Origin of the sequence: Streptomyces sp. NPDC056835, assembly GCF_042789485.1 — a bacterium.
GTDB lineage: Bacteria > Actinomycetota > Actinomycetes > Streptomycetales > Streptomycetaceae > Streptomyces.
This window is the reverse complement of the sequence record NZ_JBHUBB010000028.1, coordinates 74,302-96,088: the sequence shown is the minus strand read 5'-3', so window position 1 is coordinate 96,088 and position 21,787 is coordinate 74,302. Positions and strand designations below refer to the sequence as shown.

Genomic DNA, 21,787 nt, shown 5'->3' with positions numbered 1-21,787 from the left:
GAAACAGAGGGCGACATGGCCACGGGGTATCTGGACATACTCAAGGCGCCGCACGCCGCACGGCTGCTCACCGGGACACTGGTGGGCCGGCTGCCGAGCGCCACGGGCCATATCGCGATCGTCCTGTTCACCCGCGCCGAGGGCGGCAGCTACACCCTGGCCGGGGTGTACACGGCGCTCTTCGGCATCACCACGGCCATCGGCCAGCCGCTGCTGGGCCGGGCCGTGGACCTGTTCGGACAGCCCCGTGTGCAGTTCCCCGCGGCGCTGGTCTCGGCCCTCGCCATGGTGCTCTTCGCGGCTGTCGGAACGGGGGAGCCGGCCCTCGCGTACCCGGCCGTGGCGATCGCGGGCCTGTTCACCCCGCCACTGGAGGGCGGGCTCCGCGCGCTGTGGCCGAGCGTCCTGGGCCGCGAGGACCGGGTGCACCGGGCGTACGCGATGGACGCCGTGGCCCAGGAGGTCATGTTCACGGTCGGCCCGCTCTTCGTCACCCTGCTGGTCGCGCTCTGGTCCCCGGCCTCCGCGCTGCTCGTCATCAACGTCATCGGCGTACTCGGCGCACTCTCCGTCGTCCTGTCCGGGCCCTCCCGGGCCTGGCGCTCCGCGCCCCGGGAGGCGCACTGGCTCGGCGCCCTGCGCTCGCCGGGGCTGCTCGTCCTGCTCGGCGCGTTCCTCTTCATCGGCATGGCCCTCGGCTCCATCACCGTCGCGGGCGTCGCCTACGCCGACGACCACGGCGACGAGTCCGTGTACGGCTGGCTGATGGCCGCTCTCGGTCTGGGCGCGCTGATCGGCGGCTCGGTGTACGGATCGCGGCAGTGGACCGGGGGTCCCGAGCGCCGTCTGCGGGGCATCGTCGCCCTGTTGGCCCTCTGTTACCTCCCGCTGACGCTCACCCCCGGTGTGGTCGCGATGACCGCGCTGTCCGCCCTCGCCGGGGTCTTTCTGGCACCCGCGCTGGCCTGCGCCTTCATCGTCGTCGACCGGCACGCCCCGCTCGGCACGGTCACCGAGGCGTTCTCCTGGCTCGTCACCACGTTCGGTGTCGGAACCGCGCTCGGCACCGCCGCCGCGGGCCCCGCCGTGGAGCTCGGCGGCACCTCCGCGAGCTTCGCCGTGGCGGGCGCCGGCGGTATCGCCGCGCTGCTGGTACTGCTGGTCACCCAGCGGGTCCTGAAGGCTCCCACCGGCCCTTCGGATGCCACCATCCGGACGGAAAATGATCGAAGCGGTGCGGCCCAACCCGGTTTCAGCTCTGGCCATCAGGCGTAATGTTCAGACATGGACCGCCGCATTTTCGGGCTGGAGAACGAGTACGGCGTCACGTGCACGTTCAGGGGACAGCGCCGACTGTCACCTGACGAAGTGGCGCGCTACCTCTTCCGCCGTGTTGTCTCATGGGGCCGCAGCAGCAATGTCTTCCTGCGGAACGGCGCCCGTCTCTACCTCGACGTGGGTTCGCATCCGGAATACGCAACTCCCGAATGCGACAACATCTCCGAGCTGGTCACGCACGACAAGGCGGGCGAGCGCATTCTGGAGGGGCTGCTCGTCGACGCCGAACGCCGCCTGCACGAGGAGGGAATCGCGGGCGACGTCTATCTCTTCAAGAACAACACCGATTCCGCCGGAAACTCCTACGGCTGCCACGAGAACTATCTCGTCGCCCGCCACGGCGAGTTCTCCCGGCTCGCGGACATCCTCATCCCCTTCCTCGTCACCCGTCAGCTGCTCTGCGGCGCGGGCAAGGTACTCCAGACCCCCCGGGGCGCGGTCTACTGCGTCAGTCAGCGCGCGGAGCACATCTGGGAGGGCGTCAGCTCCGCCACCACCCGCTCCCGTCCGATCATCAACACCCGTGACGAACCGCACGCGGACGCGGAGCGCTACCGCCGGCTCCATGTCATCGTCGGCGACTCGAACATGTCCGAGACGACCATGCTGCTCAAGGTCGGCGCCACCGACCTCGTCCTGCGCATGATCGAGGCGGGCACGGTGATGCGCGATCTCACCCTGGAGAACCCGATCCGGGCGATCCGCGAGGTCAGCCATGACCTCACCGGCCAGCGCAAGGTCCGCCTGGCCAGCGGCCGCGAGGCCTCCGCCCTGGAGGTCCAGCGCGAGTACTACGAGAAGGCCGTCGACTTCGTGGAACGCCGGGGCATCCGCACCGGCACCGTCGAACAGGTCCTGGAACTGTGGGGCCGTACGCTCGACGCGATCGAGGCCGAGGATCTCGACCGTATCGGCACCGAGATCGACTGGGTCATGAAGTACCAGCTCATCGAGCGGTACCGGGCCAAGCACAATATGACGATGTCGCATCCGAGGGTCGCTCAGATAGACCTCGCCTATCACGACATCCATCGCCGCCGCGGTCTCTACTACCTGCTGGAGAAGAAGGGCCAGGCCGCTCGTATCTGCAACGACATGAAGATCTTCGAGGGCAAGTCGGTGCCCCCGCAGACCACCAGGGCGCGACTGCGCGGCGACTTCATCCGCCGGGCCCAGGAGCAGCGCAGGGACTTCACCGTCGACTGGGTGCATCTCAAGCTCAATGATCAGGCACAGCGCACGGTGCTCTGCAAAGACCCGTTCCGTTCGGTGGACGAGCGGGTGGAGAAACTGATCGCCGGTATGTGAGCCGGCCGGAGACACACGCATTGGTGGAATGTGAGGAGGGCCCCGTACGTATCGCGTACGGGGCCCTCGGCACGCCTTAGAGTGGCGGGCAACTACTGTGCCGTCTGAGATCTGAGGAACACGTGCGCCGACTTGCCGGCCTCATCGTCGTCCCGTTGCTGCTGTTGTCGACAGCGGCCTGTGGCAGCGATGGAGGCTCCGACTCCACCTCGTCCAAGAACGGGCTTCCCGCGATCAGCTCGGGTGCCAAGTTCGGTCAGAAGCCGACCCTCGACAAGGGGGAGGGCACGCCGCCCAAGGAGCTGAAGGTCGATGTCCTCAGCAAGGGCGACGGAGCGACGGTCAAAAAGGGCGATGCGATCCAGGTCAACTATCTGGGCCAGAGCTGGGACTCCGACAAGCCGTTCGACAACAGCTTCGACCGGAAGCAGCCGTTCGATCTGACCGTCGGGGCCGGCATGGTCATCAAGGGCTGGGACGAGGGCCTGGAAGGCCAGAAGGTCGGCAGCCGCGTCGAGCTGAGCATCCCGCCGGAGCTCGGCTACGGCGCCCAGGGCCAGGGCGACATCAAGCCCAACTCCACGCTGGTCTTCGTCGTCGACATTCTGAAGTCCACCCAGGTCCCGGCCTCCGCCAAGGGGACCGCGGTCGCGCAGGACAACATCGACCTGCCCAAGGTCGGCACGAACGACGACGGCAAGGAGCCGACCGTCACCGTCCCGAAGAGCGCCCCGCCCAAGAAGCTGGTCTCCAACTACGTGCTGGAGAGCGACGGCGAGGTCGTCAAGGACTCGGACACCGTCGTGCTGAACTACGCCGCGTACATCTGGAAGGACCGCAAGCAGTTCGACAGCACGTACAAGAGCGGCCGCACGCAGACCTTCCCGCTGCCGCAGCTCAACCTGAAGGGCCTCAAGACGGGCATCGTCGGCAAGAAGGTCGGCAGCCGGGTCCTCATCGTGATCCCGCCGGACCAGGGCTTCGGCAACCAGGAGCAGCAGGGCATCCCGAAGGACTCCACGCTGGTCTTCGCGGTGGACATCCTGGCGAAGGTGTAAGACTGTCCCGGTTGCCCCGTTCATCATTTAGAGGAGCAGTTCAGTGAGCATCGACAAGCCCGAGGTCGACTTCCCGGGTGGCGAGCCGCCGGCCGATCTGGAGATCAAGGACATCATCGAAGGTGACGGCCCGGTGGCCAAGGCGGGCGACTCCGTCTCCGTCCACTACGTGGGCGTCGCGTTCTCCACCGGTGAGGAGTTCGACTCCTCCTGGAACCGGGGCACCCCGCTCCAGTTCCAGCTCGGCGCCGGCCAGGTCATCAAGGGCTGGGACGAGGGCGTGCAGGGCATGAAGGTCGGCGGGCGTCGCCAGCTGATCATCCCCTCGCACCTGGCGTACGGCGAGCGCGGCGCCGGCGGCGGCCGGATCGCCCCCGGTGAGGCGCTGATCTTCGTCTGCGACCTGGTCGCTGTCTGATCACATCCGGACACCCGAGGGCCCATGCTGTCCGGCATGGGCCCTCGGCTTTTACGGCGACACCCCGGGGCGGTACGGTCAGCGGGGAGCGCGGCACGATCAAGAGGGGTGCGAGGCGTCGATGGCCATTGCCAAGGCCGAGCGGCTGATGAATCTGGCGCTGTGTCTGCTCGGGACCCGGCGTCCGCTCAGCAAGCGTGAGCTGCGGGGCTCCATCGAGGCCTATCTGGAGGCCGGCACCGACGACTCGTTCAACCGGATGTTCGAGCGCGACAAGGACGATCTGCGCGAACTCGGCCTGGTCATCGAGACGGTGGAGAACCTCGACGGCGACACCGGCTATCTCGCCCGCCGCGACAGCAACCGGCTGCCCGCCATCACCCTCGACGCCGAGGAGGCCGCCGCCCTCGGTCTCGCCGCCAAGGTCTGGCAGCAGGCGCGGCTGGCCGGCGCGGCGAGCGGCGCCCTGCAGAAGCTGCGCGCCGCCGGGATGCCGGAGGCGGAGGACACCTACGAGGCGCACCACGGCGCGCTCGAACCCCGTATCCCCGTTCATGAGGCCGCCTTCGAACCGCTGATGCTCGCCTGCCGCGACCGGCGTCCCGTCGCCTTCGACTACCGCAAGGCCAACGCCGCCCGACCGGAACAGCGCCAGGTGGAGCCGTGGACGCTGGAGTGCTGGCGCGGCCACTGGTATCTGGCCGGCTGGGACCGGGACCGCGGTGCCGAGCGGGTCTTCCGGCTCTCCCGGATCACCGGCCGGGTCCGCTCCCGCGCGGGTGTCTTCAGCGCGCCCGTACCCGATGTCGTGACCGTACGGGAGACCGTGGAGAGCTGGGCGGGGGAGACCGCGACGCGCTCCGCGCTGATCAAGCTGCGCTCGGGGTGCGGCTATCCGCTGCGGGCCAAGGCGCTGTCGTCACGGGAACTGGGCGACGGCTGGGACGAGCTGGAAGTCCCGTACGGACACGGGCTGGACGCCTGGCTGGTGGAGTTCGGCCCGGACGTGGTCGTACTGGAGCCCGCGGATCTGCGGGCCGATGTCCTGGACCGGCTGCGCGCCGTGGCCAAGGGCTGAGGGGGACTCGTACAACCATGGCAGCCAACGCCATCGACCAGACCCGGCGGATGCTCTCGCTCGTGACCTATCTGCGGGAGCGCCCCGGCGCGCACGTCAGCGATGTCGCCCGTGCCTTCGGCATCACCGAGGACGAGCTGATCTCCGACCTCGATGTGCTGCCCATGTGCGGGACGAGTTTCCGCGGCGGCGATCTGCTCGACATCGACACCGACGGCGACCGCATCTGGTGGCACAACCCCGACGATGTCGCCGAGCCACTGCGGCTCGCCGCCGACGAGGCGACGGCGCTGCTCGTCGCCGCCCGCGCCGTCGCCACCCTGCCGGGGCTGCGCGAGGGCGACCGGGAGGCGCTGCTGCGCGCCACCGCCAAGCTGGAGACAGCCGCCGGTGAGGTCGCGGGGGCCAGCTCCCGGCTGTCGGTGACCTTCGAGTCCGAGGGCGGGGTGTTCGCCGAGGTCGACCGGGCGATCTCGGAGCGCCGCCGGCTGTGGCTGCGCTACTACTCGCCGGCGCGTGACGAGCTGACGGAGCGCGAGGTCGACCCGATCCGGCTGTTCGCCGTGGGTCACACCTATATGGAGGCCTGGTGCCGGCTCTCCGAGGCGCGGCGTACGTTCCGCCTCGACCGGGTCGCCGAGATCAAGCTGCTGGACGCACCGGCCGCGCCTCCGGAGCTGGAGCTGAGGGATCTGTCGGAAGGGCTGGTGCAGCCCTCGGCCGAGGACCCCGAGGTGGTGATCGAGGTAGGGCCGGGCGGCCGGTGGGTGGCGGAGTACTACCCGCACGACAGCGCGGTCGAACTCCCCGACGGCGGGCTGCGGATCACTCTGCGTACCCCCGCGCCCGCCTCGCTCAGACGGCTGGCGCTGCGGCTCGGCGGGGACGGACGCATCGTCTCCCCGCCGGAGCTGGCGGACAGCGCGCGGCTGGCGGCGGGCGAGGCGCTCGCTGCCTACGACGACCACCGGTGAACGGCTGAGGACGAGGACAAGGAGAACCACGCGCAATGTCGACCATAGCTGGGCTGTCCGGACTTTCGACCGTCGCTCCGGTGCTCTTCAAGGCGGCCTGCCCCGAGTGCCGTGCCCGCTTCGAACTCTCCGCGGGCGCCCTGCGCCTGGCGATCGGCGCCAGCGCCAGGACCACCTTCTATTCCTTCACCTGTCCCGAGTGCGAGGCCATGGTGCGCAAGCCCGCCGGGGAGCGCATAGTCGAACTCCTCACCGGCGGCGGGGTGCGCACCCTCCGCCTCCACTCCACCCCCTGAAACACGGGCCGGAAACACGTCCCCGAACGTCCGAACGTCCCCGAAATACGTCCCGAAACCCACTTCCTGGAACGGTCTAGGCTCTGCCCATGTTCTGGCCCATGCTCGCCATCGCCCTGGGTTTCTGCGGAATCGCCGTGCTCGGCGTCCTGGCCGTCCGCGTCTTCGTGGAAGCCCAGCGGCTCGGCCGTCAGGTCGCCACCACCACGGAGACGATCAACCGGGCAGCCGAGGATCTGGAGCGCGCGGCCACTCGGCTGGCCGCCACGGGTGAGGCGTTGAGGTAGCGACGCACCCTGCTCACCGGCGAAATTGCGGGGTACGCTGCACAGCGTGGCCCCGGCAGCGAGGCGCGGGCCGCCGACGGAAGTACGCACAGGGATTGCCCCGTGTTCACCCCTGCGCGTTACGATCGCTGCGCAACCACGTCGGACAAGAGTCCGGCCGAATCTGTGCAGGCCCCTCCCATGCCGCCTCGGTGAGAAGGTAAAAGCTTATGTTCGGAAGGCTCGGTCCCACCGAGATCATTCTCATCCTCGTCGTGATCGTCCTGCTGTTCGGCGCGAAGAAGCTTCCGGACATGGCGCGTTCGCTCGGCAAGTCGGCCCGCATCCTCAAGAGCGAGGCCAAGGCGATGAAGTCGGAGGGCCAGCAGACGGCCCCGGCGGAGCCGAAGGGCGACGAGACCGCTCAGGACCACGTCGTTCCGCGCACGATCCAGGCCGCGCCCGGTGATGTGACCAGCGCGCGTCCGGTGACCGAGCCGACGGACTCGACCACCAAGCGCTGACACCTGGGCCGAAGCGGGTACCGCTGTTCGCCGGTCGCCCGCCGCACGAGATGAGGACGTGGGTTGCTTAAGTCTGCCCGCAAGAAGGAGACCGATCCCGAGGGGCGGATGCCCCTGGTGGAGCACCTGCGTGAGCTGCGCAACCGGCTCGCGAAGGCGTTGGTGGCAATCGTCATCGTGACACTGGTCGCCGCGTTCTTTTACAAGGACATCATCGAGTTCTTCACCAACCCGGTGCTGAAGTCGGTCGGATGTGAAGCGAGCTTCGCGGATCTGGCTGAGCGGAGGGACGGCACCTGCGCCCGCATTGTCCTGAATGGTCTGCTTACGCCCTTCACTCTCGCGCTCAAGGTCTCCTTGATGGCCGGTGTCGTGGGCTCCTCACCGATCTGGCTGTACCAGCTGTGGGCCTTTGTCGCCCCGGGGCTGCACAAGGCGGAGAAGAAGTACTCGCTCGCCTTCGTGGCGGCGGGCTTCCCGCTCTTCCTGGCCGGCGGCTTCTTCGCGTACAAGACGCTGCCGACGATGGCGAAGGTCCTGCTCGAATTCTCGCCCGCCAACCTGGACAACCAGCTTCCGCTCGATGATCTGCTCGATCTCATCACCCGCATGGTCGTCGTCTTCGGTCTCTCCTTCGAGCTGCCGCTGTTGCTGGTGATGCTCAACCTCGGCGGGGTCATCACGGGCAAGCGGATGGCCGGCTGGTGGCGGGGCATGATCATGGGCATCACCGTGTTCGCCGCGGTGGCCACGCCCAGCACGGACCCGCTGACCATGATGGGCCTCGCCGTCCCGATCTGGGTGCTGTACTTCGTCGCCACGGCGATCTCGCTCCTGAACGACCGCCGCAAGGCACAGCGCGAGGCCATGGGGCCCGGCGACGACGAGGCCTCGGACCTGGATCTGACCCCGGAGGCCGTCGGGGAGATCGAACCCGTCTCGACGCCGCCCGCGCTTTCCGAGCGGTCGGACAGCGGCGGTACGAGGCGACTGAACGGTTACGACGACGTCACCTGATCTCGTGGGGCCCGCCGGGTGACCGGCGGGATCACCCCGTTCGTCCATCCCGCCGCGAGGCGCGGCCGGGGCGCGGGAGCCGCGCACCCGGCCGCCTTCGCGTTCCGGGGCGCGGGATTCTCCGGACGTACGGTCCCCGGCTCCGGAGAGCCGTAGGTCCCCGAGGCGGGGGCTTTCCAAGGGCGATTAAAGATCGGGCTGACTGTCAGAGGTGGCGGGTAGGCTCGACTTCAAGATGACAGAGGACCTCTCACCAGCCGAGCGCTACGCCGCTTCCCGGACGCGCGCCGCCGAGCAGGCCACGGCGCTCGCTCCCTTCCGCGAGATGTATGAATTCGGCCTGGACCCCTTCCAGATCGAGGCATGCCAGGCCCTGGAGGCGGGGAAGGGCGTGCTGGTCGCCGCGCCCACCGGCTCGGGCAAGACGATCGTCGGCGAGTTCGCCGTACACCTGGCCCTGGCCGAGGGCCGCAAGTGCTTCTACACCACGCCCATCAAGGCGCTCTCGAACCAGAAGTACGCCGATCTGGCCAAGCGCTACGGCGCCGCCAAGGTCGGCCTGCTGACCGGGGACAACAGCGTCAACGCGGACGCTCCGGTGGTCGTCATGACCACCGAGGTGCTGCGCAACATGCTCTACGCGGGGTCCCAGGCGCTCAGCGGGCTCGGCTATGTGGTGATGGACGAGGTGCACTACCTCTCCGATCGCTTCCGGGGCGCCGTCTGGGAAGAAGTGATCATCCACCTCCCCGAGTCGGTCACGCTGGTCTCGCTCTCGGCGACGGTCTCCAACGCCGAGGAGTTCGGTGACTGGCTGGACACCGTCCGTGGTGACACCGAAGTGATCGTCTCCGAGCACCGGCCCGTGCCGCTCTGGCAGCATGTGATGGCCGGGCGCCGGATGTACGACCTCTTCGAGGAGGAGACCGACCACGGCGGGCGCGGCGTCGGCAAACGCGAGGTCAATCCGGATCTCGTCCGGCTGGCCCGGATGGAGAACCAGCGCACGTACAACCCGCGCGAACGCCGGCGCGGGAAGATGATCCGCGAGGCGGACCGCGAGCGCGAGCGCCGCCAGCGCTCCCGGATCTGGACGCCCGGCAGGCCCGAGGTCATCGAGCGCCTTGACGCCGAGGGCCTGCTGCCCGCGATCACCTTCATCTTCAGCCGGGCCGGCTGCGAGGCCGCCGTACAGCAGTGCATGTACGCGGGGCTGCGGCTCAACAACGACGAGGCGCGCCGCAGGGTCCGCGAGATCGTCGAGGAGCGCACGGCCTCGATCCCCGGTGAGGACCTTCATGTCCTCGGCTACTACGAGTGGCTGGAGGGCCTGGAGCGCGGGATCGCCGCGCACCACGCCGGAATGCTGCCGACCTTCAAGGAGGTCGTGGAGGAGCTGTTCGTCCGCGGCCTGGTCAAGGCGGTCTTCGCGACCGAGACCCTGGCGCTCGGCATCAATATGCCGGCCAGGTCCGTGGTGCTGGAAAAGCTCGTCAAGTGGAACGGCGAGCAGCACGCCGACATCACCCCCGGTGAGTACACACAGCTGACCGGGCGCGCGGGGCGGCGCGGCATCGACGTCGAGGGTCACGCCGTGGTGCTCTGGCAGCGCGGTATGGACCCGGGCGCTCTCGCCGGGCTCGCCGGGACGCGGACCTATCCGCTGCGCTCCAGCTTCCGGCCCTCGTACAACATGGCCGTCAATCTCGTGCAGCAGTTCGGCAGGCACCGTTCGCGCGAGCTGCTGGAGACCTCTTTCGCCCAGTTCCAGGCCGACAAGTCGGTCGTCGGCATCTCCCGGCAGGTCCAGCGCAACGAGGAGGGGCTTGACGGCTACCGGGAGGGCATGACCTGCCATCTCGGGGACTTCGGGGAGTACGCGCGCATGCGCCGCGACCTCAAGGACCGCGAGACCGAGCTGGCCAAACAGGGCGCGGCGCAGCGCCGGGCCGCCGCGGCCTCGTCGCTGGAGAAGCTCAAGCCGGGCGATGTCATTCATGTGCCGACCGGGAAGTTCTCCGGCCTCGCGCTGGTGCTCGACCCCGGGCTGCCGGCCGGCCGCGCCAATGGTCACCGGGGGCTGGAGTATCAGGACGGGCCCCGGCCTCTCGTGCTGACCGCCGAGCGTCAGGTCAAGCGGCTGGCCTCGATGGACTTCCCGGTTCCGGTGGAGGCGCTGGAGCGGATGCGCATCCCCAAGTCGTTCAACGCGCGCTCCCCGCAGTCGCGCCGTGATCTGGCGTCCGCGCTGCGTACGAAGGCCGGGCACATCGTGCCCGAGCGGCACCGCAAGCAGCGTGCCGCCGCGGCGGACGACCGGGAGATCGTCCGGCTCCGTACGGAACTGCGCGCCCACCCGTGCCACGGCTGCGACGAGCGGGAGGATCACGCCCGCTGGGCCGAGCGCTACCACCGCCTCCAGCGGGACACCCGGCAGCTGGAACGCAGGATCGAGGGGCGGACGAACACCATCGCCCGTACCTTCGACCGGATCGTCGCGCTCCTCACCGAGCTGGACTATCTGCGCGGGGACGAGGTCACGGAGCACGGACGGCGGCTGGCCAGGCTCTACGGCGAGCTGGATCTCCTGGCGAGCGAGTGCCTGCGGGACCAGGTGTGGGAAGGGCTCTCCCCGGCCGAGCTGGCCGCCTGTGTCTCTGCGCTGGTGTACGAGGCCAGGCAGTCGGACGACGCGGTGGCGCCCAAGGTCCCGTCGGGCGCGGCGAAGGCCGCGCTGGGCGAGATGGTCCATATCTGGGGCAGGCTCGACGCGCTGGAGGAGGACCTGAAGATCAACCAGGCGGAGGGTGTCGGGCAGCGCGAGCCCGATCTCGGCTTCGCCTGGGCGGTCTATATGTGGGCCTCCGGCAAGGGGCTGGACGAGGTGCTGCGCGAGGCCGAGATGCCGGCCGGTGACTTCGTGCGCTGGTGCAAGCAGGTCATCGACGTGCTCGGGCAGATCGCAGCCGCCGCGCCGCGCGAGAACAGCACGGTCGCGAAGAACGCCCGCAAGGCGGTCGAGGCGGTGCTGCGCGGGGTGGTGGCGTACAGCTCGGTCGGCTGACCGTGCGCTGAGGTCGTGCGTGTGGGGCCCCGCCGGGTGAGCTTGAGTTCCGGCGGGGCTCCCGCGCGTTCGGGCCCAGGCCCTGTCGCTGAGCTCACCGCTCGATCCCGCCCTGAGACGACCGATCGGGGTCGACGCGCATGTGCGCACGCATCCCTTGCAGGCCGAACAGGATGAGCAGCTCGACCACCCCGCCGTCGGCGCTGCCCAGCCAGTGCGGCAAGGACGTGTCGAACTCGGCTGCCTCACCGGGCGGCAACGTCACGTCGCGCTCGCCGACCACCAGCCGCAGGCGGCCGTTGAGCACATACAGCCATTCGAAGCCTTCGTGAGTCTGCGGGGTCGGTTCGAGCGGTTCCGGCCGAGCGGGGATGATCATCTTGAACGCGTGCATCCCGCCCGGCCGCCGGGACAACGGTACGAAGATCATCCCGAACCGCCGGATCGGCTTCAGATGGATCCGGGGGTCGCCTGTGCGCGGGGCACCGACGAGATCGTCCAACGGAACGTCGTAGGTACGGGCCAGCGGCAGCAGCAACTCCAGGCTCGCCCGGCGCTGCCCGCTCTCCAGCCGGGACAGGGTGCTCTCCGACACCCCGGTCGTCGCCGCGAGGTCGGCGAGGGTGAGGCCGCGGTCGCGACGCAGCGCACGCAGCCGCGGCCCCACCGCGTCGAGTACGTCTTCCGTTCCCTGGTCCACGAGGCCATCTTGCCAGAACCGCAAGTTTTCGTGCCAGATCGTGGTGAGCCCGGTGAGACTGAGCGCATCCCGACAGAAGGAGCCTCGATGAGCACCACCGACGCGGTCACGTTCTGGGAAGACGTCTACGCGGCCCGGCCCCCGGCCACCGACCCGCGGCCGAACGACCGTCTCGCCGAGACGGTGACGGGCCTGCCGCCCGGCGACGCGTTGGACCTCGGATGCGGCGACGGCGGCGACGCGCTGTGGCTCGCCCGCCGGGGGTGGCAGGTCACCGCCGTCGACATCTCGGCCGTGGCGGTCGAGCGGCTGGCCGGCCTTGCCCGCTCACGCGGCCTGGGCGACCGGGTCATCGCCGAGCGGCACGACCTGGAGGAGTCCTTCCCGCCGGGCGGGTTCGACCTGATCTGCGCCCACTACCTGCAAACTCCCTTCGACCTGGACAGGGCAACCGTCCTGCGCTCGGCCGCGCACGCGCTGCGCGTGCGCGGGCGGCTGCTGGTCGTCGACCACGGCTCGACCGCGCCGTGGTCGTGGAACCAGGATCCCGACGTCCGTTACCCGTCCTCGCGGGAAGTCGCCGCGGGTATCGGTCTGGACCCGGCGGCGTGGACGGTGGAGCGGGCTGACGCACCGCGCCGGGTCGCGACCGGACCGGGCGGGCGCACCGCCGAGGTCATCGACCACGTCCTGCTCATCCGCCGTACCTCCTGACCCGGCGTCACAATCGCTCCCCCACGAAGGAGACCACCATGCCCATCGCCTCCCGCCGCGGCCGCCGCGGCGACACCCCGCCGCCCCGGACCGGAAGCAGCGAGACCGAGATTCTGCGCGGCTTCCTCGACTACCTGCGGAACTCGATCGTGGCGAAGGTCGACGGTGCCCCCGAACCACAGGTCCGAACAGCCAAAGTGCCGTCGGGCACGAACCTGCTCGGACTGCTCAATCACCTCGCTTTCGTCGAGCGCGCGACGTTCCTCGGGGACAAAGTCACCGACTGGCAGGCGACGTTCCGGGCCGCACCGGCGGACAGCGTGGCCGACGTCGTCGCCCGCTACCGAAAGACGGTCGAGCGCGCGAACGAAGTTCTCGACGGGTGCGCCGACCTCGGCGCACCGGTTCCCCGGCCACGGCCGGGAAGTCCCGCTCCCAGCATTCGCTGGGCACTCACCCACATGATCGAGGAGACCGGCCGCCATGCCGGCCACGCGGACATCCTCCGCGAACTGATCGACGGCGAGACCGGGCGCTGACTCCACCACCTTCCTTCTCCCCGCTGCCGCACCCTTCCCGCCGCCGCACCCTTCCCGCTGCCGCACCGCTGAGCCGTGCACTCGCCGGATCAGCCGAGACCCCGGGCCCGGAAGAAGCGGTCCCGGCCCTCGGCGAGGTCCACGATCGGTTCCGGATAGCCGAGCCGGGCCCGGTCCCGGCCGTCCAGCAGCCATGGCTGATGGACAGCGGCGCCTTCCACCTCCGCCAACTCCGGCACCCAGCGCCGTACGTAATCGCCGCGTGGATCGAACCGCTTGGCCTGAGTGAGCGGATTGAGGACCCGGTTGGGCCGGGTGTCCGTGCCGGTGCCCGCGATCCACTGCCAGTTGAGCTGGTTGTTGGCGAGGTCGCCGTCCACCAGCAGATCCAGGAAGTGCCGCGCGCCGACGCGCCAGTCCGCGTACAGCGTCTTGGTCAGGAAGCTCGCCACCAGCAGCCGCCCCCGGTTGTGCGTCCAGCCCTCGTACGACAGTTGGCGCATGGCCGCGTCGACGACCGGACAGCCGGTGCGCCCCTCCCGCCAGGCGCTGATCTCCCTCTCGTCCGTACGCCAGTGATCCCCGCGCGTCCGGTAGTCCGACCACGCGGACGCCGGGCGCGCGGCCAGTACCTGGTAGTGGAAGTCCCGCCAGGCCAGCTGCCGTACGAACGCCGCCGCCCCCGCGCCGCGCCGGCGCCGCGCCCGGTGCACCACCTCCGCCGGGGAGAGACAGCCGAAATGGAGGTACGGCGAGAGCCGGGAGGTCGCGTCGGCGGCCAGGTCGTCGTGACGGTCCTCGTACAACTCGATGCCGTCGGCCAGCCAGGCCGCCAGCCGCTTGCGCGCCACCTCCTCGCCGCCGTCGGCCAGACCGGGCGAGACCCCCTCGACGGCACCGCGCGCGGGCAGGGGCTCACCGTCGACCCGCGGCACCCGTACGGTCCTGGGCGCGGCCGTCACCGCGCGTAGGCCCGTCTCGTTCCAGCGGCGGAAGTACGGGGTGAAGACCGCGAAATGGTCCCTGCCCGCCGGGGCGATCTGCCCCGGCGGCACTGCCGTGATCACCGCGTCGTGCACGGTCAGGGCGGCTCCGGCGGCCGTCAGCTCCGTACGCAGCCGCTCCTCCCGGTGTGCCGCGTACCGGCTCACCCCGCCCGCCACATGGACCCGCCGGGCGCCGCACTCGCGTACCACCCGGCAGACCTGTTCGACGGGATCACCCGAACGGATGACCAGCCGTCCGCCGCGCTTACGCAGGGCGGTGTCCAGTGAGGCCAGGCAGTCGGCCAGGAAGGCGCGGCGGTTGGGGGCGTCGAAGCCCGTCGCCGCCACGCCCGGGTCGCGGACGAAGAGCGGAACCACCTCCTCGGCGCCGTCCAGAGCGGCGCGCAGCACCGGCTGGTCGTGCACCCGCAGATCGGAGGTGAAGAGCACCACCGCAACGCTCATGTCCACATTCCTCGTCGCAGTCGCGGGCAGCCGGATGAGCCGTGCGGGGGACCTGAGGCTTGCCTCCATGAGTACCGGAACCATGAGTACCCGATCCACGAGGACCGGAACGCCGTCGTACGGGCGGCGGCTGGTCAAGGGGTACTCCGGCGGTATGCGGCGCAGGCTCGATGTGGCGCTCGGGCTGGTCCACCGGCCCGAGGTGCCTTTCCTGGACGAACCGACGACCGGGCTCGATCCGGAGGCCCGGACCGCCATGGGGGACGAGATCATCCGGCTCGCCGGTGACGAGGGCCTGACGATCCTGCTCACCACGCACTATCTGGAGGAGGCCGACCGGCTCGCCGAGCGCATCGCGATCGTCGACCGCGGCCGGATCGTGGTCGAGGGCACCCCCGACGCCCTCAAGGGTGAACCGCGCGGCGACGCCGTCCATCTGGAGCTGCGCGCCGACGGCGACCGGGCGGCCCTCAGCGACGTACTCGCCGGGCTGGACGGTCTGCACGACCCGGCGGTCGACGGCCGCCGGGTCAGCGTCCGCGCCGATGACGGCGCCGCCGCCGTGCCCGTCCTGCTCGCCGCGCTGGAGCGCGCTGGAGCGGCCGTGGCCGCCGCCACCGTGGCCCGCCCTTCCCTGGACGACGTTTATCTGCGGTACGCGGGGCGCCGGTTCTCCGAGGCCGAGGCCGAGGCCGAGGCACAGGCGGACACCGCCGGAGCCGGCGCTCACGACACTTCCGGCACTTCCGGCACCCCCGTTCGGGCCACCGCCGGAGGTGCCCGGGAGTACCGAAACCCTTGCCCACACCTGGTACATGACGCAGCGTCAGCTGATGGCGATCGTGCGCCGGCCCGTCTTTCTGCTGATCTCGCTGATCCAGCCGGTGATCCGGCGTACGTTCCGCTCGTACCAGAAGTCCGTCTAGCCAGGTCCTGTCCGGCCGGACGAGCTCCGAGCCCTCGGCCCTTGGTCGCAAGCGCGGCACGGGCCGAGGGCGGGGCGTCGCGCTCAGGCGGCCGGGGTCTCCTGCTCGCGCTCCACCCGCTCGTTCCACTCGCGCTTGACCGCCCGCCATGCCTCGTCGGTCTGGCCGAGCCGCCAGTACCCCGAGACCGACAGCCGCTCGCGCGGGACGTTCCGCTCCAGCCGCAGATGGCGGCGCAGCTCCTTCACGAAGCCCGCCTCGCCGTGCACGAACGCGTGGACGTCCCCGGCGGGGAAGTCGAGGCCGCGGACGGCGGCGATCAGGGCTTCGCCCACCGGACGCTCGCCGCGGTGCAGCCAGGTGATCCCGGTCCCGTCGGGTGTGGTGATCTTCTGCTCCTCCTCGGCGCCCGAGATCTCGACGAAGGCGTGGACGAGCGCGCCGGCCGGTACCCGCTCCAGTGACGCGGCGATCGCGGGCAGGGCGCTCTCGTCCCCCACCAGCAGATGCCAGTCGGCCGCCGGGTCCGGTACGTAGAGACCGCCGGGGCCGAGGAACCGTACTGTCTCGCCCGGCCGCACGCGCGCGGCCCACGGTCCCGCCAGCCCCTCGTCGCCGTGCACGACGAAGTCGATGGCCATCTCCCGTGCCACCGGGTCCCAACCGCGCACGGTGTACGTGCGGTTGGTGGGCCACTGGTCGCGGGGGAACTCCGCGCGGATGCGCTCCATGTCGAACGGCTCGGGGTAGCTGACCCCCTCGGGGGCGAACAGCACCTTGACGTAGTGATCGCTGAACTCGCCGCACTCCACCGCGGCCAGCCCCTCACCGCCCAGGACCACACGCACCATGTGCGGGGTGAGCCACTCGGTGCGTACGACCTGCCCCTCGTGGGCCTTCGGTGACGTGCGGGCCGGCTTTTCTGCCACGGCGGTCTCCCTGACGGTTGTGTTGCTTAGGTTTACCTAAGCTAACACTCACGGCTGGAGGGTGGCGAGCAGTCGGCGCAGCGCGCCACCCAGTCCCCACCGGGTGGCGAGCGCGTCGACCATGGCCGGATCGCGCGGCCCGGCGGGCAGCGTCGGGTCGAAGTCCGGGAGGGGTACGTCACCGGCCACCCGGACCACCGTGGGCGCGACCGCCACATACTCCCGGGCCTCGTCCAGCCGCTTGCGCTGGGACGGGGTGAGCTTCGAGCGCGGGTCGTCGACCGCCGCCATGATCCCGGCCAGATCACCGAAGGCGTCGAGCAGCTTGGCCGCGGTCTTCTCGCCGATCCCCGGCACCCCGGGCAGCCCGTCGCTCGGGTCCCCGCGCAGCAGGGCCAGATCGACATAGCCGGGGCCGTCCACGCCGTACTTCTCGCGCAGCGCCGCCTCGTCGGTGAGGTGCAGCGATCCCACTCCCTTGAGGGGGTAGAGCACCCGCACACCACGCTTGTCGTCGATCAGCTGATAGAGATCGCGGTCGCCGGTGACGATGTCCACCGGACCCGTCGCCCGGCCGGCGAGCGTGCCGATCACATCGTCCGCCTCGTATCCCGCGACGCCCACCCTGGCGATGCCCAGCGCGTCGAGCACCGCCTCGATGATCGGGACCTGCGGCGCCAGCGTGTCCGGGGTGTCCTCCTCGTCGGGCCCTTCCTCGTGGGGCCGTGCCACGCGGTGGGCCTTGTAGGAGGGGATCAGCTCCACCCGCCACGCGGGCCGCCAGTCGGCGTCCATGCAGGCCACCAACTCGTCCGGGCGGTGGTCCTGGACCAGGCGGCCGATGAAGTCCAGCAGCCCGCGCACCGCGTTGACCGGGGTGCCGTCGGGGGCCCGTACGGAGTCGGGGACCCCGAAGTAGGCCCGGTAGTAGAGGGAGGCGGTGTCGAGGAGCATCAGGCGTCGCGTCACACCCCGATGATGCCCCAGCCCACTGACAACGCCCGCGTACCGCACCCCCCCCGCGTACCCGCACACCCGCCTACCGCACCCCGCGACCCCACCCCAGCGGACACGGCACACCAGGTGACCGACGGTGATCGGACAGTCTCCGAAAGGACCTTTCACGCCGAAGTGTTCCCTCAGGAGAGTGACCTGGGACACCTTTTTGTTTGGTCCGTGTAAGCACGGGCAGGCGCGCGACTGGAGCGAACCAGGTCGCGACTTCACACGCCGCGTCCGGTAAGCGGACAGAATCCGCCCGCTCCACGGCCCGCCCGCGGGGGTGACGGGCCGTTTTCCGTTCAACGCGTGAGGTGTATGTGTCCAGGCTGCAAGCCGAACACCTGTACAAGGTATTCGGCAGACGACCAGACGAAGCCGTGACGAAGCTCGAACACGGTACGGACCGTGACGAGCTGCGCACCGACGGTACGACCGCAGCGGTGATCGACGCCTCGTTCTCGGTCGAGCCCGGCCAGATATTCGTCGTGATGGGTCTGTCGGGATCCGGCAAGTCCACGCTGCTGCGCATGCTCAACGGGCTGCTGGAACCCACCTCGGGACGGGTGCTCTTCGACGGCCAGGACCTGACCGCCCTGAGCCCGCAGGAGCTGCGCCACGTCCGCTCCACCAAGATCAGTATGGTCTTCCAGCACTTCGCGCTCTTCCCGCACCGCAGCGTTCTGGAGAACGCCGGGTACGGCCTCGAAGTGCAGGGCGTGCCCCGGGCCGAGCGCCAGAAGCGCGCCGCCGAGGCGCTGGAACTCACCGGCCTGGGCGGCTGGGAGGCGTCCTGGCCCGATGAGCTCTCCGGCGGTATGCAGCAGCGCGTCGGCCTTGCCCGCGCCCTCGCCACCGACGCCGATCTGCTGCTGATGGACGAGTCCTTCAGTGCGCTCGACCCGCTGATCCGGCGCGATATGCAGGATCAGCTGCTCCAGCTCCAGAAGCGGCTCAAGAAGACCATCGTCTTCATCACCCACGACCTCAACGAGGCCATGCGCCTCGGAGACCGGATCGCGGTCATGCGCGACGGCGAGATCGTCCAGCAGGGCAGCGCCGAGGACATCCTCGTCACCCCGGCCAACGACTATGTCGCCTCCTTCACCCAGGACGTCGACCGCTCCCGGGTGCTCACCGCGGGCGCCATCATGGCCGACCCGGAGACCGCCTTCGGCACCGTCGCGGACGGCGGCAAGGAACTGCGCGACGCCCAGGACGTCCTCGCCGCCGCGCCCGCCACCGTCACCGAGTCCACCCCGATCATCGACCTGTTCACGCCGTGCTCGACCAGCGGGGTCGCCGTCGCCGTCGTCGACGACGCGGGCACCCTCATCGGCGTCGTACCGCGCGCCAGGCTGCTGGCCGTCCTCGGCGAGCCGATGACGCCCGCCGTGCCCGTCGGCGCGCCCGCCGGGATCACGGTGCCGAAGACTCAGACCGACAAGGCGGTAGCCAGTGCCTAGGCTCCCTCTCGGCGACTGGGTCGACGACACGGTCGACTTTCTCCAGAACCACCTCTCCTGGCTGTTCGACGCGATCGGTTCGGTCGTCTCGGGCATGTACGACGGCATCAACGCGGTGCTCTCCGCCCCTGAGCCGCTGCTCCTCGCGGGCATCCTGGCCGTGCTCGCCTGGTGGCTGCGCAGCCTGGTCGCGGGTGTCCTCACCTTCGGCGGCTTCGCGCTGATCGACTCCATCGAGCTGTGGGACGAGTCGATGGAGACTCTTTCGCTGGTGCTCGTGGCGACCATCGTGGTGCTGGTCATCTCGATACCGCTGGGCATCTGGGCCGCGCGTTCCAAGACGGTCAGCTCGATCGTCCGGCCGGTGCTCGACCTGATGCAGACCATGCCCGCCATGGTCTATCTGATCCCGGGCGTCGTCTTCTTCGGGATCGGCGTGGTGCCCGGCATCATCGCCACGATCATCTTCGCCCTGCCGCCCGGCGTCCGGATGACCGAGCTCGGTATCCGGCAGGTCGACGAGGAACTGGTCGAGGCCGCCGAGGCGTTCGGCACCAGTCCCCGTAACACCCTGCTGCGGGTCCAGCTGCCGCTGGCCCTCCAGACGATCATGGCGGGTATCAACCAGGTCATCATGCTGGGCCTGTCCATGGTGGTCATCGCCGGCATGGTCGGCGGCGGCGGCCTCGGGGGCGCCGTCTACCGCGCGCTCGGCAACATCGACATCGGGCTCGGCTTCGAGGCGGGTCTCTCCGTCGTCATCCTGGCCGTGTACCTGGACCGGATCACCGGCTCGCTCTCCCTCCAGGTCTCCCCGGTCGGCCGCCGCGCGCTGGCCAAGGCGAAGGAACTGACCGGCGGACTGAAGCTCTGGAACCACCGCCCGCAGCCCGTCGTCGCGATCGCCGGTGTCGTCGTTCTCGCGCTCGTCGCGGGCGGCATCGGCCTGTTCGGCGGCTCCTCGTCCGGCGGCACCACCGCCGACGCCAAGAACGTCGGCCAGGGCAAGAAGATCAGCATGGGGTACATCCCCTGGGACGAGGGCATCGCCTCCACCTTCCTCTGGAAGGAGCTGCTGGAGCAGCGCGGCTACGAGGTCGACGCCCGGCAGTACGAGGCCGGCTCGCTCTACACCGGCCAGGCGGCCGGTCAGATCGACTTCCAGACCGACTCCTGGCTGCCGGTCACCCACGCCGCCTACTGGGCCAAGTACAAGGACAAGCTGGAAGACCTGGGGTCCTGGTACGACAAGACCTCCCTGGAGATCTCCGTGCCCTCGTACGTCAAGGGCATCAACTCCCTGGCCGACCTCAAGGGCAAGTCCTCCACCTTCAAGGGCCGGATCGTCGGCATCGAGCCCAGCGCGGGCGAGATGGGCCTGCTCAAGGACAAGGTCCTCAAGGCCTACGGCCTCGACACCGAGTACAAGCTCATCGACGGCTCCACGTCCGGCATGCTCGCCGAGCTGAAGCGGGCGTACGCGAAGAAGGAGCCGATCGCGGTCGTGCTCTGGTCGCCGCACTGGGCCTACAACGACTACGACCTCACCAAGCTGGCGGACCCGAAGAAGGCCTTCGGCGCGGAGAGCGACGGCGTCCACACCCTGGCCCGCAAGGGCTTCTCGGCCGACAACCCCCGGGTGGCCACCTGGCTGAAGGACTTCTCGATGACCGAGAAGCAGCTCACCAGCCTTGAGGCCAAGATCCAGGTCACCGGCAAGGGCAAGGAGCAGGAGGCCGTCCGCGCCTGGCTCAAGGAGAACCCGGGCGTCGCCGACAAGTGGACCCCGGTCGCCCAGGCCCAGAAGGCCGCCAAGGCCGCGAACGGCAAGGACGAACGCGACCGGCCGTTGCAGGTCGCGTGGTTCCCGTGGGAGGAGGACATCGCCGCCACCTATCTGTGGAAGGCAGTCCTGGAGGAGCGCGGGTACACGATGAACCTCAAGCAGTTCGAGGTCGGTCCGATGTACGCCGCGATGGCCCGCGGCCAGATCGATGTCCAGTTCGACGGCTGGCTGCCCAATACGCAGAAGAGATACTGGGACAAGTACCACGAGAGTCTGCGCAACCTCGGGTCCTGGTACGGCCCGACCTCGCTGGAGATCGCCGTCCCCTCGTATGTCAAGGGCGTCGATTCCCTCGATGACCTCAAGGGCCGCGAGGACGAGTTCAAGGGCCGCATCGTCGGGATCGAGGCCGGCACGGAAACCATGAACATCCTCAAGGACACGGTCCTGCCGGAGTACGGGCTCGACAAGTCCTACGAGGTCGTCGACAGCTCCACGCCCAGCATGCTGGCCGAGCTGAAGCGGGCGTACGCGAAGAAGGAGCCGATCGCGGTCATGCTCTGGACTCCGCACTGGGCCTACAACGAGTACGAACTGACCAAGCTGAAGGACCCGAAGAAGGCCTTCGGCGAGGGCGACCAGCTCACCACCGTCACCAACAAGGACTTCCCCACGAATTACCCGCAGCTGACCAAGTGGTTCAAGGACTTCAAGCTGACCGAGCAGCAGCTCGCCGGTCTGGAGAACGAGATCCAGAAGCGCGGCACGGGACACGAGGAAGAGGCCGTCAAGGCCTGGATGGCTGATAATCCGGGCATCGCGGACACCATGGCCCCGGTGTAGCGAGAGCGCGGCAGGCGGGAGGGGGGGGGGGAACGGGGGCGAAGAACCCCCCACCCGGGGGGGGGGCGGGGCGGCGGCCAGCCGCAGCGCCTC

At 69.7% G+C, this 21,787-nt stretch carries 19 protein-coding genes and 1 pseudogene; 16 read left to right on the top strand and 4 right to left on the bottom strand.

Features of this window, described 5'->3' with window-relative positions:
- Window positions 1-15: 15 nt before the first annotated feature.
- From ACFRMN_RS28310 to ACFRMN_RS28260, 11 genes are all read left to right on the top strand, one after another.
- A complete protein-coding gene (locus ACFRMN_RS28310; protein ID WP_383024362.1) occupies window positions 16-1,275 on the top strand; it encodes an MFS transporter in 1,260 nt (419 codons plus the stop codon).
- Between the two features lie 9 nt (window positions 1,276-1,284).
- Complete coding sequence (gene pafA, locus ACFRMN_RS28305; RefSeq protein WP_383024359.1) at window positions 1,285-2,646, top strand: Pup--protein ligase; 1,362 nt, start codon at window positions 1,285-1,287, stop codon at window positions 2,644-2,646.
- A 122-nt stretch (window positions 2,647-2,768) separates the two neighbouring features.
- Window positions 2,769-3,704: an FKBP-type peptidyl-prolyl cis-trans isomerase gene (locus tag ACFRMN_RS28300; RefSeq protein WP_383024356.1), complete on the top strand. Its 936-nt coding sequence runs from the start codon at window positions 2,769-2,771 to the stop codon at window positions 3,702-3,704.
- Window positions 3,705-3,747: 43 nt separating this feature from the next.
- Window positions 3,748-4,122, top strand: a complete 375-nt coding sequence (locus ACFRMN_RS28295) for an FKBP-type peptidyl-prolyl cis-trans isomerase (RefSeq protein ID WP_382877400.1) — start codon at window positions 3,748-3,750, stop codon at window positions 4,120-4,122.
- A gap of 121 nt (window positions 4,123-4,243) precedes the next feature.
- Window positions 4,244-5,200 (top strand): WYL domain-containing protein, encoded by a 957-nt coding sequence (locus ACFRMN_RS28290; RefSeq protein WP_326612859.1) that lies wholly within the window; start codon window positions 4,244-4,246, stop codon window positions 5,198-5,200.
- Window positions 5,201-5,217: 17 nt separating this feature from the next.
- Window positions 5,218-6,174, top strand: coding sequence for a helix-turn-helix transcriptional regulator (locus tag ACFRMN_RS28285; RefSeq protein ID WP_383024352.1), 957 nt, complete (start codon window positions 5,218-5,220; stop codon window positions 6,172-6,174).
- A 35-nt stretch (window positions 6,175-6,209) separates the two neighbouring features.
- Window positions 6,210-6,470 (top strand): hypothetical protein, encoded by a 261-nt coding sequence (locus ACFRMN_RS28280; protein ID WP_383024349.1) that lies wholly within the window; start codon window positions 6,210-6,212, stop codon window positions 6,468-6,470.
- An 89-nt stretch (window positions 6,471-6,559) separates the two neighbouring features.
- Window positions 6,560-6,757: a hypothetical protein gene (locus ACFRMN_RS28275; protein ID WP_383024347.1), complete on the top strand. Its 198-nt coding sequence runs from the start codon at window positions 6,560-6,562 to the stop codon at window positions 6,755-6,757.
- Between the two features lie 209 nt (window positions 6,758-6,966).
- Window positions 6,967-7,260 carry a Sec-independent protein translocase subunit TatA gene (gene tatA, locus ACFRMN_RS28270; protein ID WP_129772623.1) on the top strand — a complete coding sequence of 98 codons (294 nt, stop codon included), beginning with the start codon at window positions 6,967-6,969 and terminating at the stop codon, window positions 7,258-7,260.
- A 63-nt stretch (window positions 7,261-7,323) separates the two neighbouring features.
- Window positions 7,324-8,277, top strand: a complete 954-nt coding sequence (gene tatC / locus ACFRMN_RS28265; protein WP_383024344.1) for a twin-arginine translocase subunit TatC — start codon at window positions 7,324-7,326, stop codon at window positions 8,275-8,277.
- Between the two features lie 235 nt (window positions 8,278-8,512).
- Entirely contained in the window at window positions 8,513-11,341 is a 2,829-nt protein-coding gene (locus tag ACFRMN_RS28260; RefSeq protein ID WP_383024341.1) for a DEAD/DEAH box helicase, read from the top strand.
- Window positions 11,342-11,435: 94 nt separating this feature from the next.
- On the opposite strand, the gene ACFRMN_RS28255 is transcribed toward ACFRMN_RS28260, so the two are convergent.
- A complete protein-coding gene (locus tag ACFRMN_RS28255; protein WP_383024338.1) occupies window positions 11,436-12,041 on the bottom strand; it encodes a helix-turn-helix domain-containing protein in 606 nt (201 codons plus the stop codon).
- 87 nt (window positions 12,042-12,128) lie between these two features.
- Here ACFRMN_RS28255 and ACFRMN_RS28250 point away from each other — a divergent pair, with 87 nt between their 5' ends.
- Both ACFRMN_RS28250 and ACFRMN_RS28245 read left to right on the top strand, forming a co-directional pair.
- The gene (locus ACFRMN_RS28250; protein ID WP_383024336.1) at window positions 12,129-12,755 is read left to right on the top strand and encodes a class I SAM-dependent methyltransferase; all 627 of its coding nucleotides are present in this window, start codon (window positions 12,129-12,131) and stop codon (window positions 12,753-12,755) included.
- Between the two features lie 38 nt (window positions 12,756-12,793).
- Window positions 12,794-13,294 (top strand): DinB family protein, encoded by a 501-nt coding sequence (locus ACFRMN_RS28245; RefSeq protein WP_383024333.1) that lies wholly within the window; start codon window positions 12,794-12,796, stop codon window positions 13,292-13,294.
- Between the two features lie 89 nt (window positions 13,295-13,383).
- Here the strand turns inward: ACFRMN_RS28245 and ACFRMN_RS28240 are convergent, their stop codons facing one another.
- Window positions 13,384-14,745: a cryptochrome/photolyase family protein gene (locus ACFRMN_RS28240; RefSeq protein ID WP_383024330.1), complete on the bottom strand. Its 1,362-nt coding sequence runs from the start codon at window positions 14,743-14,745 to the stop codon at window positions 13,384-13,386.
- Window positions 14,746-14,866: 121 nt separating this feature from the next.
- Here ACFRMN_RS28240 and ACFRMN_RS28235 point away from each other — a divergent pair.
- Window positions 14,867-15,430: pseudogene (locus tag ACFRMN_RS28235) on the top strand (ABC transporter); the annotation flags it as partial.
- 324 nt (window positions 15,431-15,754) lie between these two features.
- Here ACFRMN_RS28235 and ACFRMN_RS28230 read toward each other — a convergent pair.
- The gene (locus tag ACFRMN_RS28230) at window positions 15,755-16,600 is read right to left on the bottom strand and encodes a siderophore-interacting protein (protein ID WP_383024328.1); all 846 of its coding nucleotides are present in this window, start codon (window positions 16,598-16,600) and stop codon (window positions 15,755-15,757) included.
- 48 nt (window positions 16,601-16,648) lie between these two features.
- On the bottom strand, window positions 16,649-17,554 hold the full coding sequence (locus tag ACFRMN_RS28225; RefSeq protein ID WP_383024446.1) for a 5'-3' exonuclease H3TH domain-containing protein: 906 nt from the start codon (window positions 17,552-17,554) through the stop codon (window positions 16,649-16,651).
- Window positions 17,555-17,919: 365 nt separating this feature from the next.
- Between ACFRMN_RS28225 and ACFRMN_RS28220 the strand changes: the two genes are divergently transcribed.
- Together ACFRMN_RS28220 and ACFRMN_RS28215 are read left to right on the top strand one after the other, a co-directional pair.
- The gene (locus ACFRMN_RS28220) at window positions 17,920-19,065 is read left to right on the top strand and encodes a glycine betaine/L-proline ABC transporter ATP-binding protein (RefSeq protein ID WP_383024325.1); all 1,146 of its coding nucleotides are present in this window, start codon (window positions 17,920-17,922) and stop codon (window positions 19,063-19,065) included.
- Complete coding sequence (locus tag ACFRMN_RS28215; RefSeq protein WP_383024322.1) at window positions 19,058-21,694, top strand: ABC transporter permease/substrate binding protein; 2,637 nt, start codon at window positions 19,058-19,060, stop codon at window positions 21,692-21,694. Before ACFRMN_RS28220 ends, ACFRMN_RS28215 begins: the two co-directional genes overlap by 8 nt.
- Window positions 21,695-21,787: the final 93 nt, after the last annotated feature.